The following is a 20,569-nucleotide window of genomic DNA, read 5'->3' as shown; positions in this document are numbered from 1 at the left end:
ATAATTCAAAAAACACAGTATCTGCTACAAAAAATGGAAATTTACCCAAGATTTTTTTATTCACAGACACAGTATTCGCCATAGAGATCGTTCTCTATCTTTGGTGCTCCGTTTTCCTCTTTGCATCTTCCCGATTGGCAGTAATATTTCTGATAATACGGAATCATCCGGGTTCCTGCGGGCGCTTTGATTTTCGCAGGGATCGACTCGTCAGTCATAAAAATTTCATCCCCCTTATTTCCCAGGGGATAAGGCCCAAACGAATGTACCCACTGACGGGGTGATCCTAAAACAGAGTATTTTGTGCTATCCCATGCAAGCTGCCATTCATCCCTGCATCGAGTATTATCCCCCTTATCCAGTTCTATGCAACTCCACCCCTCACAGTTGGTGGCAAGACAGCACCGATCATGGAGGATGCTTCCAACCGAGACCCGCCCTTCAACTTTACAAGTACTCTCATCCTTCCTGAACGGAACCAGTCCAATACCAAGTAATTGGCTCTGAATAATTCCATCACATTGCGACCCTATGCCGCCAAAACATCGTTCAATACCGGTTTTTTTTGAAAAGTCACAGCCGATGTTAATATAGTCTGTTTTTATCATCTCATCGGACCCTCCCCTTCCCGTTACCTTGAGTTTAATGTCATATGATCCCGCTCTTTCAAAAGTATATTCAGAATTTTTATTGGGGGTAAATTGAGTCCACTGATAGTGTTCGGAATTTAATATATCCAAAGAACTTTCCAGATTAAGTTTATACTGCCATTCATGTGTGGTGATGTCTTTCCCGGAAGATTTATCAATGAACTTCACCTGCATCGGTGCGGGCCCACCCAATGTCGGTTCTGCTTCAAAGTTAGCAACAGGGGGCTGGGTGCACCCACTGGTGAGAACCAAGAGGGATAACATCGCGGTAAGGACAAAAGAAGACAGGTGTCGTACGAGTCCGGATCCTGCAATTTCCATGATGATCTTTTTCCATGCAGTAAATAAAAGAATTGGGTAATGTGTCTGAGTTTTTTCCTAATAAATCAAAGAATGTTTTCTCGATGCAGGATTAAGAAAAAATGGTATGGTGAAAATCCTGATGGCATTTAAGTGTAGAGTGCCACAATTAATGTTCGTTTTGTTGACAGAGTTTATGTCCGCTCAATATACATTTTCTGTTTTTGTTGAAATTGGTTTTATTGTTGTAGACTAATGCCGGAGTCATCCATCCCAGAATCTCCTGCATTCGCCAGTTGTTGTAGAGTTGGTCGAAGTTCCAGAGTTCTCTTCTGAAATGACTCACTGAACGAAATTCCTTGAGGACAATGAGTTCCCGGTAGAGTGTTTTGTGATATCGTTCAATCTTGCCGCGGCCGCGAGGATGATACGGTTTGCCGAAGATGAGTTTAATGCCGTGTTTTTTGGCTAAAGCTTTGAACAACTTTGAGACAAACTGTTTTGCGTTATCGAGATAAATTTCCCGAGGAATCCGGCCTTTTCGGAGTGCCCATTGCAGGACATTAACTGCTGAAACAGCATCTTTGTGAAGATAGACTTTGCTTGTCACGCGATAGCGGGAACAATCGTCAGTGAACCCGGTAACATAGACATTTCCGACACCCCGGATTCGGAACTGGAACGTATCTCCCTGCCACATGCTGTCAACATGTTTACACTGAAATCGTTTACCCGCGGGTTGTGGTTTGGGTTTGATCCGAATAAGAAGCCCATGTTTCTTGAGGATTCGATGGACGGTTCACCAGGATTACGAGAGATCGGAATGATACTTGATTCGTCGGGCTCCCTATGCAGGATATTTCCCTTTGAGCCGGATTATCCGTTGTTCCAATGATGCCGGTATTGCCCGAAAAGACCGGTTCCTTGGGTCCGGCCATCTTCGGTTTCAACTCGTCCACGGGATCGTTTCGATGGTTCTGCGCCCATCGTCTCACGGTTCTTTCGGAGATATTTTACATCTCTCCAATCTCTTTGGCACTTCGTATCCCTTCCTCATAGAATACGACTGCTTTTGTCCTGATCTCCATTGTCGCTTTCACTCGCAAGCACCTGTACGGTGCTCTTGAAAGCGGACATAAATTATGTCACTGTTTTAGGATAGAAACTCTGGCACGCCACAAGTAAAAGAGGGATTCTTATTCAGCGTCAGATGGACCTTTATTTCCGAATAATGGTAACTTCAGGATACCGGCAAACGATCCCCTTTTCCCATTCGGTATAAAATCTCTCATTAACATCAACTTCAAAAAGGACAATTATCAGGCTTTTCCAATAAATTGTGTAGCGATTACACTTATCTGCAATTGTTTTCAGATCTTGTGATTTCGTGGGCCCTTTAACTTCAATTGCGATATCCGAGTCAATTACAATATCAGGACGGGATGATCCGGTCTGATGCTCCACTTTCGCCTGTTGGAAATGTGCCCTTAACCATCCCTGAAGTTCAGTATGATATCCCTGTTCAGAATGATAATTTCTGGATGGTTCAAATTTTTCAATCGCATCGATAACCTCGCGTAACATTTTATCCTGGGTTTTTGTCGATTCAGTTTTTTTCTTTTTGGAATTCCATTTTTTTTCCAGATTACGCTCAAGTTCTTTTTCCTCTGAAATAATATCTGAAATGGCAATTTTATTTGCTATTGCAAAATCCTTCACTTCACTCGATTTAATATGAAAATCGGCATATTCAATAAAATCAGAATCACTCAGTCTCCGCTGTGTTTTACGACTGGTGAAGGGATCGATATTGAATTCTCGGGGACCACCTCCGTACCTGTTACATAACGATCGTAACTGCCCGGTTGAAAAACGATGCAAAATTCTTCCCTTGATTTTTATTCGCAGGTTCCTGCGTTCTTGAGATTCTGCAATATTCTCCCCGGTTTGCACAATAATATCTTTAATAGAATTGAGAAAACCCATAGAGGGAAATTTTTTTCCGATACGAAATACCTTCCTATTTTACACTCAAACAATAAGACAGACCACGGGTAATTGGATTCCCCGCAATCGGCCAGGAACTTTTTTCATTCAGAATCGTCCAGAAAAAATTCACCGATTCGATGTTAATATAAACCAATCACAGATCATAGGAAAAAGGGGGACAAATCTATTATTTTTTTATGAGTTTCTTGAACCGTCCGAATAAAGTATTTTCTCGACGTTCCTGAATAGCATCAGAGATTAATTTTACGTATTCTTTTAATTCATCATTTTTTTCTCCTACCGGGAGTACTTCCTTGAATAGTATGTCTCGCTTACTATCGGAGAAACCGTATGCAATGTCAATGATATACTGCCCAAAGACAGAATGAATTTCTTTTTTACTGTCAGCACAATATTGGATAAACGAGGATATTGGTTGATTGTCGGGGCCATGTGTAACGACATGATCCAACTCTCCAAGGAATTTTTTTTCAAAAGCAGCATCATCCTGGATGAAGTCACCGATAATTCGGAAAAGATTCGAGTAGTTCTCTTTACTGCGCATGTACCATACAAGATTTGGCAAAACCCAGTCGAGAAAATCCATTTTGTCTTCCCTGGGGATACCCCTGATCTCGGGCACAGATAATAAATCCAATCGCTCTTTGATTTTTTGTGCTAATTCCCCTGACTCCCTCTCCTTCTCAATTACCCTCCCGACATTAATCAAGTAAAACTTTGGGGAGACATCACTCCGATTAAGATCATTATTCCCATTATGAAGTGTGTTGAAGAATGATATGGAGTCTTTATCCGGTTTACAGAGGGGTAACATCGAACAGATATGTAAAACTAAATCTCGTTGGATATTGGCGTCTGCGATTGTCGTTTTTATTACATCAACTGTTTCTTTAAACTCATGAGTTTTTTCAGATTGCTTATATGTTGAATTGATTGAATCTATCCTTCCTGAAAAAATTTTGCCTGAATATTGGCGGGAGTACTCAATATTCCCGTGAACATACCGGTTAACATGGTGTAAAAAAACCTCCTTTTTCTTCAAAGATCTATCATATTGGTATTGATATAAAAGATAAATCAGATCGGTTTGCTGATGTGAAACGAAATAATCATACGCCCGATTGTAGCCAACATTATCTGCATTTTGCATAATGTCGGTATACATTCTCCAGGTGTGCAGTTTTAATTCATTGTTGTCGGAGAAGTACGACATAACCTGGCTGATAAACGACAGAAGAATCGGTTGGTTTTTCACCGCAGTTATTGTCATTTTCATACAATGAGATGCAGGATCTGATGACAATAGACCCAAATTCTTATAGATTCGATCTATTAATCGGAAACATACATCGGAATTTTTCAGGGTATCCAAACTTGAAGACTTTCCATTAATATCAACGAGGACCCAGCTCAGGAAAAAGGCATTACAATATTCACTTTTTTCACCAGCAAGGCGGGAAACCAATTCATCCATTCGCTCATATGAATGGAGATAGGAGTCAAGGTTTCCGTTCTGTGTTTTATCAAAGGTGAGAATATCATGATAGAATGACCACACTTTATCATAACTCTCATCGGTTCTAAGTGTACCCAGCGTCGAGAGTAGGGTACTTGTGAAAAATGCATATGCCTGGCCACAAAATGCAATACGATCCTCACTTCCAATTGCGGTCCGAATTAGTACTTTACATAATTCTTGTTTTGAGGCTAGATCGTCTTCCTGAAGGATACTGTTGGATGAAGATGACAATCCCCTAAACAGACCGGCTTTTGTCTTTGCCGTACCATATTTTGAATCAAAATTAACTGCACCAATTATTTTATCCTTTTTCATCTCACGTGCATTTAAATTCACTATTGCATAGAGTGAAACAGCATCATACAATTCTTTATCAGCGTTCGTATACGTGTAATCGGATAAAAAAATATGAAAATGTTCAAGGTTCGTATACGATATCGTAAGCGACAGCCCTAGTAATTTGTATAAGTCTTCATCGGTTGGTAATTCCGGCCATACCCGGTTAACACAATCAAAAATATTGAAATAACGGTTATTATCAACCGAGTCCACGACAAATGATGTTCCAGTTGGAAGTACACCGTTTATGAGGAAATCCGTATTTACCGGGGAATATACGTAAGTACAAAATGAGACCGTGTCAAGATTATGGACAGGAAATGCATACTGTATCGCTGCGATCCATTTTGCAATATTTACTCCCTCATCAAGGATCAGAATCTTCTTCTTCGAGGTATTTTCCGGATTATTGTATTCAAGAATGGCAGCGATCATCGCAAGATAGATCTCTTCACGATCATCACTGATAAATTCTAAAATTGAATTTATATCAAGAATTTCACCGGATTGGATAGTATTTATTTCAGGTAAAAAGTCGGGTTTTTTTGACTGGTTGACCTCCTCGAAATCTAACCTGTCCCGAAATGTTGGACTTAAATAGAGAGAGCAGGGGTATTGGTTGAGTAAAGGTTTATCAATGACGAGAAAATGGCTCATGAAATTTCCGCTTCTTCCGGATTCACCCATATAGTCATGACCAAGATAGGTAGAGAGACCGATACAATATTTTCCCGAGGATAATTTCGTGAACAGGAATGCCGGAGGGAAAAGAGTTTTGATCTCCTGTGGTGTCGGATTGTTTGGCCGGTCAATAGGTGCACGATAACTGGATAAAAGACGTTCAAGTTCCCCCATATCAGTCAAATCGAGTTTCGCTGAATATGACAGAACCTGAAAACCGGCATTCCTGTCATGGATACCAGTTTTGCATGAAGTGTAAATTATTTGGTTTATCATACGGATTCCTTTTATACTCATGTGAGGATTGTGTTCATTTTTTATTTCTCGGGATAATGTTATGGAACGATAACAGCCATAATAATGGGTCTTCAATGCGATGTGGTCGTATGACATCAATACTCTGACCTTTTGGAGTCTTCCCCAACGCTGATAATCCAAAATACGCGTATTTTTTATAATTTAAAGAGAGTTGTTGCGGGAAATCCCATCCTCCCCAATCACTCAGCATTGATTCAATTTCCGCATGGATATTATCAGAGTTAGTCTGATCGAATGCATGTAACGACCGATGAGGACTATCCTCAAGAACAATGCACCCCGGGGGTAACAAAGGTCCAAGTGTGTCAATTTTTGTAAAGGTTGCAGCGATAGGGATGGGTATCTTTTCTGAATCATTAAGGTTATTGGCATCCCGGATTAAATTCGATACTCGCCGGAGGATGTCCGAAGGATCTGCCAGATCCTTGATATCGGTCCCCGAAGACGAATTCACAACAGCCGGATCAATTCTGTCCCGGACCGTCTGGATTTGCATCGGGTCCAGGAGAAAAATAATCCCTGATGATTGACCGATATACTTGTTAACCGTAGACATCGTATCCTCATCGCTAAGATCCTCCCCGGCTGTGTCAAAAAAAGTGATATAAATAATTGTATTACTCCGTTTAAACAGTGATTTGTCACTAATCGTTAGTGAGTAAATGAGGGGTCGTTGAGCGGTACTGCCAGAAACGGTTGAATTCAGGAGACGGTGAGATGCAAACAGCGGGGTGTAAAAGTCATTTTTATATCGCTTTTCATGATCAGTATTGATCGGAGAAAAGGATGCATTGAATGAACTTGAAACATATCTCCTCATCTGATCGATCAGTATTGCAATAAAATGTGATTTTCCGGTATTTTTTGCACCAATAACTGATATGATAATTCCTTTGTGCTGATCGATCTCCCGAGGTAATTCGTTATGGCATTGAGGACAGATCCTTTTATAGGTTTTCTCATGACATCCCGGACAAACTGCATCTGTCGGCATACTGAAGAATCCTTTCGATGAAGGCGTGATAACCTTGCCCAGCAATCGGGCAGAATTCTCATTGCCGGTTTCATATAACGCAATTTTTTTGTCCTGTTCTGCGGGACATTTAATATTTCCACAACGGAAAAGGACATCTGTTATCGAGTTTTTCGAAAAACAATATGGACATATATACGTCGCCATTTGGTTACTCTCCTTAAGGTCAACTAATACGGTGTTTCTCCGGATTTTTGGCAATCAGGGAAAATTCGTCATAATCCTCATTCCTTTTAAAGAAAATTTTCAGTCTCATGTCCCGGATTCCATCTTCAAAGGTGAAATCATAGGTATTGTTTTTTCCGGATAATTTTCCTGCCGGGATCGTTCCAAGAATTGTACCTTGCTCCTTTTGTAGGGGAGTTACACGATCTCTCCCGACTAACACCATTGTGGGCAATTCCCAGGTGGGCTGATCGCATTCTGCTGTAATTGAACACGAATATTTTTTTGAAAAAAATCCTTTGGAAAGCGCGATATCATATTTTACGAGGGCTTTTTTTGACCCTTTCAGGGTATAATTAACTGCATCAGAACAGACTTCTTCATTATTCTGAATATACACTGAAAAAATACTGATATAGAATCTCTTGCCTTCGACATATCTGAATGTAATTGCATTTTCTTTGGCATATTGCTCTTTTGTGATAGGGATCTTAACAGCTGCCGGATCATTGACATCCACGGGGTACGTATCATTGCGATACAAACAACAGACTTTAGATATTTTTTCAGGCCATTCAAATTCAAGTAAAATCCGGTTATTATAGATTTTTCCAGTAAGATTCCTGACACATCCCACTTTTGATATACGCAGAGTGGCTCCAAGAACCGAACTGTTCGGTGTCGTGATTACCGGGACGATATAATTGATGAAATCAACCAGTCTGAACCTGGCGGATGTGGAGGTATGAGACTGGAAAGGGATGGGTTTGTACTGTCGAGTGAGTTCTTCATCCGAAATGACGGACCCATCTCGGGATTCAGCGGTCTTTGATAAATAGAGACTGATCTCTCCACGGGAAACAGGAGTCCAGGTTGCTTCATAGGTATCATCATCGATTTTTGTAATGCTTTTTATTTCAACCGGATCAGGAGGTTGCGATGGTGTGGCAGAGAAGCGGAATCCCGGCGACCAGACCTCGGTTTTCCCGTCCGAATACTTTACACAGACAATATAGCCATAGGTAACATCATTCTGAACGGATGTGTCAGAGAAACTACTCTTTGAGATGCAGCCAACGGGGGTCCCGTCCCCGGCCTTAGCAGGCTGGCCATCCTGCTTTTTCCAGATGCCAATACTTTGGGAATTATTTGGGACCTTCCAGGTTACCGTGATTTTTCTGTTTTCAGGGCTTATGCTTACACTGGAAATATCGGTAAAATTTATTATGCCGTTATTTGTCGATACAGGGGATGAGTATATCCCCGCTCTGAATGAAAAAACGGAATAAAAATAACGAATTCCCGGCTCAACTTTTTTGTCAAGAAAATGACATGAGCGTTCGTCCTGAATTAAATCCCCATCAATTGGGGAGAGTGGCAAGCTGTCCCGTTTACGGACAATCCGGTAGATAATATTTCCTGCTGCTATACTCGCATTCCAGGAAAGGGTATTCATGCATCCACGAGTATCTGCAGAACATGATAACTGTGAAGGCGCAGCAACGGGATATTGTTTGAGAAGGGGGGTGATTTCCGGATGATCTTTGCACTCTTTAAAAGCCCTGGAGCAACAATCAATAATTGTTCCCTCGTCATTTAGACTGCGGGCCTTTTTTATCCACTTTTCAGCTGTGGTTATATGTTCATTAATTTCATTCTCAATTCCTGGATCGGAATATCCGGATACCGTTTGTTTGATTCTTTTCAGTTCAGCTTGTGCGCTATAGTATTGCTTTTCCTGAATCATCCCTTTAAGATTCTTAATGTTATCTTCACACCTTTTTCTCAGGTTGGTAAGGTTTCCAGTGATGGTTTTTATCCGTTCATTCCCCGGCCAATATTCATTGGCTTTTGTTAAATTCCGCTCAGCATTATCAAAATCCATCTGCTCCAGTGCTCTATTGGCAGCATCACACAACCCGCCTACGAGTCGCATCTTGGAAATTTCAAAGGAACAGTTTTTACAATTATTATTACTGTGATCATTGACAGTCCCGCATTTTGGGCACTGTATCACAAGCGGATTCCCACATTTTGTACATTTGACCGCTGTTTGATCCTGAACATATGCAACACCACAAAAAAAACACTGATGAATTTTTTGAATACTGTCATCGGTGGGAAGGGCAAACACGTATTTTTTCTTTTTACAATAGTCAACAAATACTCGTTTAGCCTCTTCGCTGGAATTGGACACCTCAGATATTTTTTTAATAATACTGAGAACGGTTTTCCCATTCGTAAGATTGGTATCACTGATTTTTCCAAGGTCATCTATCTGGGCATAGATCCCTTTCAGTTTCTGGCCTTCCAGATAATTATCATATTTTTTCTTTTCAGTTTCATTGCAAAACAGGACCCCGCATTGGGCGCATAAGTTCTTGATTATGATATTTTCATCGGATGCGGTTCCCGAACGCTGGTATTCCTGAGTCTTTGCTTCCGCATTTTTTCTTAATTCATCAGCTGGTGCTCCCGCCAGTTCGGGTTTTTTTGTGATGAGCGCGATGAATTCATATAACGTATTGATCGGCGGTTCTGTGCTATGGAACTGGTTGTAATTTTTCAGATTATCCTCTACCTGACGGATAATGACCGGATCGGGTTCCTGTTTCTGATCACAACTTGTCGATCCCTGATTCGCAATAATCTTAACAGTGATTCGTTTTTCAATGGTTTTTCTGGCAAATCCAAATTTTTTTGATAGTCCATCAATCTCCTTTTGCTCAATATGTCCCTTAACTGAAAGGTGTGCCAGAAGTGAGTCCAGTTCAGCGAATTCGATCTTGTTTACTTCGTTGAGATGATTCAAACGGGAATTGGCATCGAGCATTACTTGCTTGATTTCATCGAGCTTGCTGACGAGCAGAGAATATTTCTGGGGATTCGGACTACTCAAGGTCAGCTGGTTCCATTCTGCCCGTTTCTTTTCGATTGCAGAAGTGATTACTGCCGTATTTGTTTCAGGTGGATCGAAGGATAATCCAAGCAATTTGAAGTAATTTTCTTTCATTTTCACACCAGTGGGCAGTTTAATTCCGACAGCAAGTTATTCAATTCAGCAAATGGATATTGGTACCAGGTTCATGCTCTGTGATTGCCTGTGCAATCTTTGATAACGATGATGAAAGATCATTAAGACTGGTGAATAATGCACTTTCATCAGTCGATGATATCTTTCTGAGAAACCCTTTATCCGCACTTCCAAAACCAATAGCGATTACCTGAATTCCTGCCATGTGACAGGACTTTGCCTGTACAACAGCATGCCCCTGATCCTGCCATACACCATCTGTCAAGACAATGACGAAGACAGGGTGTTCATTCGGGGATTTCAGCATCAGCAGGTTTTTCATCGCGGATCGCGTCTGCATCCCAAGGCATTCTGTAAACGGCTCCGCATAATTACCATATCCTACCATAGACATTTTCCATGAATCGATGCCACGGGTTATTGCCTTAATATCACGGCTCGGCTCCAGGATAACCCGGACAGAGTCGGCAAACACAATTAATCCGATATTGGTACAGGAAAGATCCATCTCCTTTACAAAATTATGTGCTGCTTTTTTTGCTTCGGCCAGAGGTTGACCGACCATGCTTCCGGAGAGGTCAATAGCAAAAAAGATCGTAGTCATCTCACTTTTTCTCTGTGCAAGCGCCAATTCATTCGGGGACTGGTTAACCCATGACATGTCACCGGGAATTTCTTCGATCCGAAGTGCAAGGGGCTTTCCATTCTCACGTTGGACTGCAGATACTTCGACTGTTCCATTCTGGGTATAATAGTAGGAGATATCCAGTACAGACTTTGATTTTCCTGTGTATTCAATACCAGAAAAAACATATTTTCCCAAAATTGAGCAGTTCAGGGGAAATTCGCTTTCACCTTGAAGCATGAAGACCTCAACCTCATGCGTCCCACCTTTTTTCGTACTGATGGAAAAAGGTCGCGTCTGAGTATTAGGAACAGGTGTGTTCTTCTTGAGGATTATCCGGTTTACAAATTTTGTATTATCTTCATTTGCTGCGATTATTCCAAGACTATGGGAAATTACATCGCGGATTGCCTTTGCCCCCGGAAGCCCATACAGGATTTCACTGGGGCGACTATCCTCTAATAAACCTGAAGCAAGAGACTTGAGTGCCTTCCCCTCCAGGTCAATGTTTGCCCGGATAGCTGCTCCCAGGGCAACGGCTTCATCAACATTTATACCGGATAACGGTTCCCCGCCCGTCATCTTTCGGATATACTCTGAGACCATCGGCATCCTGGTAGAGCCACCAACCAGGAGAACACCATCGATTCCGCTCCAGGTCAGCGGCCCGTTCTGGGACAAATTTACTTCTTCTAGTAATCCTTCTGTGAGACTACGGGTCTGGTTCATCAGATGTGAGGTGAGGTGAGCAAACTGGACCCGTGAAATCTCATAGGTACTGGTTTTTCCTGAACAGGAAAGCGAGATTTTTGTACTTTCCGCAGAACTTAATCGCTTTTTTGCTTTTTCGATGTCCACCATCAGTTCATTATAATCGACAGACTCCTCAAAAATATCGATAGCGTGTTCTTCGAGAAAACAGTTCGCAAGATATCGTGCAATTGCATCATCCCAGTTTTTTCCGCCTAACTCGTGATCCCCATCTGTCCCAAGAACGGTTATTGCATCGGCGGTTACCTTTGCAAGGGTGACATCAAACGTTCCACCACCAAGGTCATAGACGAGGATTGTCATATCATGGTCCTTGTTGTTCAGCCCGTACGCAAACGCAGCTGCCGTAGGTTCATTGATGATGCAGATTATGTTCACCCCTGCCTGTTTCCCGGCACGGATCGTTGCTTCACGCTGACTGTTATTGAAATATGCCGGGACAGTTATCACGGCATCTGTAATCTTTTCAGATATTTGGTTTTCTGCATCTTTTATAAGATTTTCAAGGAGTATCGCTGAAAGCGCTTCGGCATTGTAGTTTTTCCCATAATAGGCGACCTGGAAGTGTTGATCACCCATCCGTCGTTTAAAAAAGGCGATTGCATTTGGATCACCCTGTGACTGATATTCTTTGGCCTCATCACCATACAGAACACAATCCTCGTGAAAGCACAAAACTGACGGGGTAATGTTTTTCCCAAATTTATTTTTAATAATTCTGGGGCGACCTGATTCTTTATCCACATAGGCCACGGCAGAAAACGTTGTCCCCAGATCAATACCGACAGACAGGCCCATAAATATCCCTACTTACAAATAAAAAACCCAAAAAATGGAGATGGATCAGGTAACCATGATACCTTTGTTGCGTTCCTTGATCTCATCCAGCTGGGCCTTGGTAAGACTGCTTTTTCGTTCGATTGTTGCAGTTACTGAACGATTTCCGGTAAGATCCAATGCAAAAATTTCCAAAATCCCATTTTCATTGAGTTTGAAAGTGATTTTAATCGGTGCACCCGCGGGCAGGTTCGGGGGAAGGGTAAGCTCTGTCTGGCCAATTACAAGGCTTTCAGCGTCTTTTGGGAGAGCCATTTCAGAGTCATAACTCGCATGTTCATAAATCTTAATGCTTACAGAGGGTTGGTTGGGATCAACGGTTCCATACGTTCTGCTTACTTCTGTCGGAATGGAGGTGTCCCGCATAATCAGATTTGAGATGAAGGGTTTTTTCTGTTTATCGACTGCTTCAACACCAAACGTCTTACTTGTAACATCCGTGATTGTGGGTAACTGATCGCCATTTCCGTACCGTATTGGAGGCAGGCTGGGTATCGGCTCTTTACTTTCAGACGGGGGAGCGGAATCGATTTCCCCCTTCTTTTTCATGACTGCATATAAAGCAGCACCTTTGGCAACAGCGGCATCAGGGTCCTGCAGTTTGGGATCCATCCCATATTTGCTTTTTACAGCCTCCATAACCTGAGGCATCCGGCAGGACCCACCAACCAGGATTATCTCATCAAATTTACTGATCCCTTTTTCCTGGGCTTGTCTGATTACATCATCTGTCAGAGAAATGACCTGGCTGAGTAAGTTTGCGGTAAGGGTATTGAATTTCTCCCTGCTGAGTTCAACCCTTGCTCGTGTTCCATCATGCTGGACGGTTATGGTTGTTGTCTCTTTCCCGCTCAACTGTATTTTGGCCTTTTCTGCAGATGCCCGTAATGATTGCAGGGTTTCGAGATTCTCCGTGATATCATCAGTGCACCCGGTCTGGTTTGAAAACTCATCTTTGAGGTACCGGATAATGCTGTCATCCCAGTCCTTGCCACCGAGGTTGTAATCCCCGCCCGTACAAACAGTTTCAATGGATTTTCCTACTTTCAGGATGGTGACATCAAATGTCCCGCCACCAAGGTCCAGAACCAGAAGCACTTTTTCTGCCCCACCCAATGTTGCACCATAGGAAAGCGCAGCTGCGGTGGGTTCATTAATAATAGCAAGGACATTGAAACCTGCGAGGATTCCGGCGTCTTTTGTCGAATTCCTTTCCTCATCACCAAAATATGCCGGACAGGTAATCACCACATCCTTCACTGGTGCCCCCAGTTCCTTCTCTGCGTCCTGTGCAACCTTTTTGAGAATATGCGATGAGACCTCTTCAGGAGAGATCGGTTTTTCTCCGAGCTTATATACTTCCTTAACCTTCCCTATCTGCCGCTTCACAAATTGCACAGTCTTTTGTGGTTCAATCTCAGCGGTATCCTTTGCGACCTGCCCCACAACAATATTTTGTGCTGACTCAAAATACACAACTGAAGGGGTTGTTGGTGTTCCTTCGGAATTGTTCACAATTACAGGTCTTCCGGTTTCATCGACATATGCAATACAGGAATAGGTAGTCCCAAGATCAATGCCAAACAGCTTTAATAATTCAGACATGTTTTCCTCCTTAATTCGGTTGAGTTGTCTCATCACCAGGATCAACGTTTTGCTTTGGTTCTTCGAAATAATATACATCCACTTTTTGTGGAGAGATTACTTGGCCATTATATATGTAGCCACTGCATATAGTACGGCTAATAATCCCGGTGAGTTCCTTGTTGCCGGTTGCAACGCGGGTGATCACTTTTTGTTTTATCGGAATGAATGGTGTCCCGGCCTTTTCTTCAAAAATCTCAACGCCATGATCTTCGAGTAAATCTGCCAGATCAAGACTATAATCTGAAAAAATCTTGATTGGAACCATACCATCAGGATATTTTTTATTAAGATCTGTTTCCATCCTGCGCATATTATCCCTGATACGAAGTACATCCCCCAGAACAGGCCTGACCAGATTTTTGTAGAGATCTGATTTCAGTTTCTGTAATTCCTCATGCATTTTGTCAATCATCTTCTCTTTCTGTTCATCCTGGGAGAAACGGACCTTGAACAACCGGTTCTGTTCATTTACCAAGTGAACCAGCTCCTCTTCACGTCGGGCTGATTCTGCCAGTGCCTGCTGTAACTTTTGGATCTGTCCTAAAAGTTTTTCTTCGCTGCCGGGGGTCTGACAAGAAAACTCATGATCAGGTTTCACATCCGGAGCCTGATGGGTACCTGATCCACTAATTGGAGAGGGGGATCCAGTGGTTGTATCAGGATTTATATTATCTCGTGGAGGGGAGTCGAGAATCTCGTTTTCAGGAAAGCCTCCTTTCTTATCGGGAAGGATCTCAGCATCTGTCAGATCCTCTTGTGAACTGCCTTGTTCAGTCATCTTCAGGCTGCCTCCAACTTTTTGCAATATCCTTATCAATTTTTGAAAGAAGCCATCTCATTGGATCCATGACATGCAATGGTTTAAACGATCCTTGCCCAATTGAGTGGCCCAAGGCACTACAATCAAAAAATTTGTGAGTTTTAAATTTCATCTCAATTGTTTGAACCAGATTCCCCATTCCATTCCTTTTAAGGAATTCTCTACAAGCTACATCTTGAGCATCACTATAGTTAAGCTTCTTTTTTGGTGTTCTTGTGATAATTTCTGTTAGAGCAGTTTTATCGAATACGCTATGTAATCCCGCAATATCTGTTTTATTTATAACAACCGCAATTGGAACTTTTGAAAGATCACTTGGAGAAAGCCCGGCAATGTCTTGAAGTTTCTGAATAAAAATATCCAATGCATCATTTGGATTAGTTTGGCTAATTTGTGTTATATCTGAAGGAGAGATTTTTGATGAATAATCGTTCATGACATCCGGACTTGAAAAGGGGTCAATGATAAAAACAACTCCATGACAATACAAATATTGCTTTTGTAATCGGTCTTCAATTTCTCCGCCGAATACTTCACCAGCTATATCATAAATAAAAAATAATTTTTCAGTATGCCAAAGACCGTTTTTACTTTTCAGAAAAAAATTAAATGTGATGGCACTTCTATCGATAGTCTTAGTAACTCTGCCGTCATTGTAATTTTTTATGATACTCTCAATAAGTTTTTCTTTTTCTGGACTATATTGCTCAATCTCCCAATTGCTTGCAGGAACAATCGATTCAACAAATTTCTTTACGAACGCCGTAATAAAAACGGTTTTCCCAACCGCTGGCCCACCAACAACAGGTATACATATCGGCATCGACTCTCTACCATAAATCGGGGCTTTACATTCTGGATTTGGGCATATCGCTTTTAGATCTTTCCTGCCATTGAAAAACGTTGTTGGAAGCAACGTGCCACAGTTACACTCGCGTTTGAGGATCCCATAAACGCCTGGTGTTAATCTTGTATGTTCTCTCCCGCATTTTGGGCATAAATACGTTGGAATGAGGAATTCTGAACTCTTAGTACAAACTGTGCACGGTGAAAAAATCCGGTTCCGGATAAGATAAATTCGATCAATTCCCCAAATTATTGAAAATCCTATATATATTAAAATCATTACACAGATTAATACGAGAATGTGGATGATGCTTATTAAGATCGTAACAATTGTACCAACGATTACAACAGCGAGTGTTGCGAATATATATAATACGGATTTGAAAAGTTTTTCCCATCCACTACAATTGGGATTACTATTTACATTTTTTAGTTCGGACCAATAATGAGTTGCTGATGTCTTGTTATTTGTCCAGGCGCCTTTAATTGTATTAAATAAGTCCGTATACCCCTTTTCAAAATAATAGCTTTTACGTGCAGGTTGAATTATCATGAGAATCACATCAATAAAATAAATTTTCCATAGTTACCGAAGTGCTACATTACTACGAAAAGATTTATAATAATTAGATACTGCAGTGCCTCCCCCAAACAAAGTTCCAATAACGGCACTAATCGCAATGATCACTGAAATGATCATAACAACAATTATCACAATGATAATAGCAGCAATAATTATCCCAATTGCCCCGCCTTCATCTCCCATAGTAGTTAATAATTTATTTAATGATCTATAAACATATCCATTTGAAATAATATCCTTACAATACGGGCGACACAGAGCCATTGCTACACCTCTTATTCTCACTAAAACAAACCCGATGGAATGTCCAAAGGAAGGAGATGGGTATCACTCCCCTCCCCCGCCCTTGGCATCCTTAATGGCCTGCTTCTTCTTTTTGAATGCCTTGAACTTGGATATGGTACAGTGCTTCCCATCACATCCCGTGAGCTCAAGTCTCTTCTGCTCATCAGCGGTGTGATTGGGTTCGGGCTTGGAACCGGATGATGTGTCCGCTGTTTTCACAGGGCATGCATCCGGCTCAAAGACTTCAATAACAACCTTCCCGTCCCTCTTTACTCTGCGCACGGTCAGTGTCACGTCATCCTGCTGAAGGGAATTGTCGGAAATAACCGGTGCCCGCGTGTCTGCGACAGGGGGATTGGGCTGCGGGGTCTTTGACAACGCTTCAGGAGCCGGCTCCTTTACGGAAGTTGCCGGCCCTGACACTATTCGACAAACTAACGTTTCAGGATCCGAGGGATCCTTTGGCTTACACCGGAGTGTAACCTCATTATCTACACTTTTTTCTGTCAATCATTTCACTTCCGTAAGAGAGGTGGAAGGGTGTGGCTCAGGCGGTGTCGAGAGATATCGCTGAGCAAGTCTCCAACGTGCAGGCCAGTGGCTTCCATTCTTAACCAGGATGCCGTCAGTCCGGAGTTTTCCAAACTGCTTGCGGGTGATGTGGCATCTCTCAATGGCGTGACGATAATGGAATTCTGAGCTGCCAAACACCTCTCTGATCTTAAAAACTGCATCGCGTGTGGAGGCCGCAAAGCCTCGTAATCCCGTTGGAATCCTCAATCCCTCCGCTATCTTGGTTTTATCCGTCTGCCTTTGGCGGACGGGGGGACCGAATCAACGAGCTCCCATTCGTCGGGATAACGCTGGCAAAGTTCATCCAGGACGAGCCGATGTAGGTCATCGAGATGTGCCCGCTGTTCGAAGGTTACCTGCCTCGTTTTCATCGTGTTCCCAAGGAGACTTAGCTCGGGGGCAATAATTTATTGGCGGATATTGACGTATTTTTTGAAATATGCAAGAAATTTGTGTCCAATTGCAAATTTAAAAGAATTTGTAGATATTAGATAAGTTAAAATTGTTAAAAATCTAAACATAATGTTTAATAGTTTGTAGGTTTAATTGGGATTATCAACAGAAAATATCTAAATGGTGTTCATATGTCTGAAGAAGGAGAACCCGATGATGAATTAGTACCTGAACAGGACTTGTCACAAAAAGAGGACAAGACCAGTAAAAGAGAGAACCAGAAACGCCGGCAACAGATCATGCGTTTGCTCTTTTGTTATGAGGCCATGGCTGTCAGTCATATCACGGAAATGTGCGAACTCGATGGCAAAGGAAAAGACAAATATTCGCATATCTGGCGCCCCCTGAAAAATCTTAAAGACCGGGGATATATTGAAAAGAAAATTCATTCCGGGGCAAAAGATCCCTTCAAGGGGATGGGGCCGGTTTATTCCATCAAACGAAATTTTCGTGTCCTGTGGGCAATCTACAACGATCCTGAATTCGTTAGTATACAAGAAGATATGCGGGACAGTGACTGGATAGCTGAGTTCATTTACGAGCAGCGGTTTTACAAGTCGGAGAAAATATCTGAAAAAGATCTTTTAACCATGTTAAAGATGTCCAGGGTTTTTTTCGAGTTATGTCTCCAGTATGAAATATCAAGTAATCTCATCCTGACCTTGAAACCATTGTTCCTCCAGCCGATGATCAGATCCCGGGATACAGGACTTTATGATCCCGTCTTAGCTCAGTATTATCTTTCAAATGCTGCGGTTTATGACCTGTTTATCTACTGCATGTTCAAAGAAAACCTCGATAAGATGATGTTGCACGAGGTGCCCGAAAAAACTCGGGAGTTTTTGAAGAAGATGCTCTTGAAACGGGTGCGGTATAAAAACGAGATTACCGATTATCTCAACTCGATAGCAATGTCAGAATTGTTGACAGGGATAGTCGATGCCAGCAGGAAAAATAATAACCAGATTCCTGAACCCGTGCTTGCAAAGCTTGCTGCATATCGGGACGCCGTGGAAAAGACCAAGGATGGTGGGTTTCAGAATCCACGGCTTCGGGTCAAGCCCGCAGAGATACTCCTGAGCCTCAGGGAGGATTTGGGAATCAGTCATGAGAAGGGCAGGACCTTCCTCAAACAATAATTTCTTGAAAAAAAGTTAAGCTCCCGCTGCCAGTTTCTGCTGGATAACCTCCAGCATCATCCGGTACTCAGCAGTGTGCTCAATATCATGTTTCAGGCGCTCCATGCTCATCTGGACATCATCGTTCAGGGGCTTCCCGCACGATTCACAGAACCGGTACGTCGGGGCATTGATAGTATGGCAGTTCCGGCACTCCTGCACGTCCATGGCAACTGAACGATGCTGGTCTCTTTTTGTTATACCTTGCATCGCGAGAACATCATTGTCGATATCTTCGTCGGTCAAATGAAGATATGTCGGGAACATCGTTGTGTTGATGTTACCCCACATGGTTTTCTTGACGGTCGATTCATTATACCCTTTCCTGATCATCTCGGTGATTCTGGAATGTCTGAACAGGTGCGGCGTGATTTTCTTCTGAATGCCCGCGCGTTTACTGATTTTCCGGAGCTGCATTGCAACGGCGGCATACTGGAGCGGCAGACGCTGGAAGGAGATGAAGACCAGCGCATCGGGTGTGGCCGCAAAGGGATAATCGTTCTGCCACTGAATGAGATATGGTTTGGATGAGATGAGACGGATGTATCTCGGCCGCCCGGTCTTCTCGTCGACGTTGACGACCGCGCCGTACTCGTCAAATTTTATTTGTGCCCACGTAAGCCGGCCAATCTCCTCACACCTGAACCCGCCTTCGTACAACGTCGCGATGATCGCTCTGTCCCTCGAATTCTGGCTGGCTTCGATCATGGCACGGATCTCCTCTTCCGTCAGCATCATCTGGGCCGTCTTGGTCATTCTGTCACTGGCAGGTGCCTTGATCTGGTTGATCTTGTCAGGAGGTACGGATGAGTACCCATTTGCCACTAACCACTGGTAAAACCTCTTCAGGATCAATAAAAAATCCCGTCGGGTATTCTGCTTATACGGGGCGCCGTTGTATTGCCGGGCTTCCCGCAATCTCTCGACGCCGAGGTACAGGTCAGATATCGTGTTCGCCTGGAACGGGCCGATGAAACCCCGCCATCCGACAAGCGTGAAAATGATTTTGTTGGCCCTCCCGGCCCCGATGCCTTTTGTGGCCTTGATCTCTGCGATGAACTCACGGATCAGCCGGGCATCGTCAGCGGTCAGTTTTCCCCGGCTGGTGGCGTTAGTGATGGAGTGATCGGCATACACGGTCTTCGGATTGTGGAACGGACGCATATGCCGGGTTGGTGCCTGCTGTTTTCGTGCCGGTGTCACGTCAGACGTGTTCGTGATCGTACGGAAAAAGGTATCCTTAGGGACTCTAACCTGAGAAAAGGATGCTGCTATGGAGCGATTTTTTTCAGAACCAGAATCCCCCTGATTCTGGCCTTTTTTCATAAATGTGAACCTCCTTTGGCTCAGATTACAATCAGCTTGTGATCATATTAACACTTTTGGAGACTGCATTTTTTCTTGGCTGATAACAAGAACGGAGAAAAACGTATTGTACTCAATATTTTTTTCATGATTTCCCTATAACCAGAGTAAATGTAGGTATAAGTGTATGAAATTTTTATGTGATCACTCCGACGTGAAATATACGGAGAGATACGGTCGATAATAGTGGATAAATGTATTACAAATATGATCAATATCGGTATATCCCGGTTCTATATTTTACTTATTACAAAAGAGGAGAAAGCTATGTGGCATTTTGGCATTTTTCAATTTGGTTTTTAATATACCTCTCACCTTTTTCAGAATTGAGATAACTTTCAATTTCTTCCTCAATATTGAACTCTCGATGATCCAAATAAAAGCGAATTGCTGTTGAAATAATATCAGATCGAGTGTTGAATTCCTTATTTGCAATTAGTTTATCCATTTTTAATTCTACATCAGAAGGAATGCGATAACTTAGTTGGTTTTTTGACTTTCCTTTCTGTCGTGGCATTATCAAAAAATACTTGGCAT

15 protein-coding genes are annotated in these 20,569 nt (G+C 42.4%); 1 reads left to right on the top strand and 14 read right to left on the bottom strand.

The features are described from left to right. Window positions 1-56: 56 nt before the first annotated feature. The 12 genes from M0R30_RS10095 to M0R30_RS10040 all read right to left on the bottom strand — a co-directional run bounded on the left by M0R30_RS10095 (window position 57) and on the right by M0R30_RS10040 (window position 16,886). Window positions 57-971: a hypothetical protein gene (locus M0R30_RS10095; protein ID WP_292546442.1), complete on the bottom strand. Its 915-nt coding sequence runs from the start codon at window positions 969-971 to the stop codon at window positions 57-59. Between the two features lie 148 nt (window positions 972-1,119). Then, window positions 1,120-1,650 (bottom strand): DDE-type integrase/transposase/recombinase, encoded by a 531-nt coding sequence (locus tag M0R30_RS10090; RefSeq protein WP_292546440.1) that lies wholly within the window; start codon window positions 1,648-1,650, stop codon window positions 1,120-1,122. A 518-nt stretch (window positions 1,651-2,168) separates the two neighbouring features. Continuing rightward, the gene (locus tag M0R30_RS10085; protein WP_292546438.1) at window positions 2,169-2,936 is read right to left on the bottom strand and encodes a hypothetical protein; all 768 of its coding nucleotides are present in this window, start codon (window positions 2,934-2,936) and stop codon (window positions 2,169-2,171) included. Window positions 2,937-3,126: 190 nt separating this feature from the next. After that, complete coding sequence (locus tag M0R30_RS10080) at window positions 3,127-5,775, bottom strand: hypothetical protein (RefSeq protein WP_292546436.1); 2,649 nt, start codon at window positions 5,773-5,775, stop codon at window positions 3,127-3,129. A gap of 34 nt (window positions 5,776-5,809) precedes the next feature. Continuing rightward, window positions 5,810-6,997, bottom strand: coding sequence for a hypothetical protein (locus M0R30_RS10075; protein ID WP_292546434.1), 1,188 nt, complete (start codon window positions 6,995-6,997; stop codon window positions 5,810-5,812). A gap of 19 nt (window positions 6,998-7,016) precedes the next feature. After that, window positions 7,017-10,028 carry a zinc ribbon domain-containing protein gene (locus M0R30_RS10070; RefSeq protein ID WP_292546432.1) on the bottom strand — a complete coding sequence of 1,004 codons (3,012 nt, stop codon included), beginning with the start codon at window positions 10,026-10,028 and terminating at the stop codon, window positions 7,017-7,019. 40 nt (window positions 10,029-10,068) lie between these two features. After that, window positions 10,069-12,243 (bottom strand): Hsp70 family protein, encoded by a 2,175-nt coding sequence (locus M0R30_RS10065; RefSeq protein WP_292546430.1) that lies wholly within the window; start codon window positions 12,241-12,243, stop codon window positions 10,069-10,071. 45 nt (window positions 12,244-12,288) lie between these two features. Beyond that, window positions 12,289-13,920 (bottom strand): Hsp70 family protein, encoded by a 1,632-nt coding sequence (locus M0R30_RS10060; RefSeq protein WP_292546428.1) that lies wholly within the window; start codon window positions 13,918-13,920, stop codon window positions 12,289-12,291. Beyond that, window positions 13,898-14,707: a nucleotide exchange factor GrpE gene (gene grpE, locus M0R30_RS10055; RefSeq protein WP_292546426.1), complete on the bottom strand. Its 810-nt coding sequence runs from the start codon at window positions 14,705-14,707 to the stop codon at window positions 13,898-13,900. The genes M0R30_RS10060 and grpE overlap by 23 nt, the downstream gene beginning before the upstream one ends. Beyond that, window positions 14,700-16,148 carry a hypothetical protein gene (locus tag M0R30_RS10050; protein WP_292546424.1) on the bottom strand — a complete coding sequence of 483 codons (1,449 nt, stop codon included), beginning with the start codon at window positions 16,146-16,148 and terminating at the stop codon, window positions 14,700-14,702. Before M0R30_RS10050 ends, grpE begins: the two co-directional genes overlap by 8 nt. Before the next feature lie 33 nt (window positions 16,149-16,181). After that, window positions 16,182-16,442: a hypothetical protein gene (locus M0R30_RS10045; protein ID WP_292546422.1), complete on the bottom strand. Its 261-nt coding sequence runs from the start codon at window positions 16,440-16,442 to the stop codon at window positions 16,182-16,184. A gap of 63 nt (window positions 16,443-16,505) precedes the next feature. Then, on the bottom strand, window positions 16,506-16,886 hold the full coding sequence (locus M0R30_RS10040) for a hypothetical protein (protein ID WP_292546420.1): 381 nt from the start codon (window positions 16,884-16,886) through the stop codon (window positions 16,506-16,508). A gap of 734 nt (window positions 16,887-17,620) precedes the next feature. On the opposite strand from M0R30_RS10040, the gene M0R30_RS10035 reads away from it, so the two are divergent. Then, on the top strand, window positions 17,621-18,628 hold the full coding sequence (locus M0R30_RS10035; RefSeq protein WP_292546418.1) for a hypothetical protein: 1,008 nt from the start codon (window positions 17,621-17,623) through the stop codon (window positions 18,626-18,628). 15 nt (window positions 18,629-18,643) lie between these two features. On the opposite strand, the gene M0R30_RS10030 is transcribed toward M0R30_RS10035, so the two are convergent. Both M0R30_RS10030 and M0R30_RS10025 read right to left on the bottom strand, forming a co-directional pair. Continuing rightward, a complete protein-coding gene (locus M0R30_RS10030; protein WP_292546416.1) occupies window positions 18,644-19,870 on the bottom strand; it encodes a site-specific integrase in 1,227 nt (408 codons plus the stop codon). Window positions 19,871-20,297: 427 nt separating this feature from the next. Next, the gene (locus tag M0R30_RS10025) at window positions 20,298-20,549 is read right to left on the bottom strand and encodes a hypothetical protein (protein WP_292546414.1); all 252 of its coding nucleotides are present in this window, start codon (window positions 20,547-20,549) and stop codon (window positions 20,298-20,300) included. Between the last annotated feature and the right edge of the window lie 20 nt (window positions 20,550-20,569).

The sequence above is a fragment of the Methanoregula sp. genome, from assembly GCF_023227875.1.
GTDB lineage: Archaea > Halobacteriota > Methanomicrobia > Methanomicrobiales > Methanospirillaceae > Methanoregula.
Note: the sequence above shows the minus strand (reverse complement) of the source record. Positions and strands in the feature narration are given on the sequence as shown.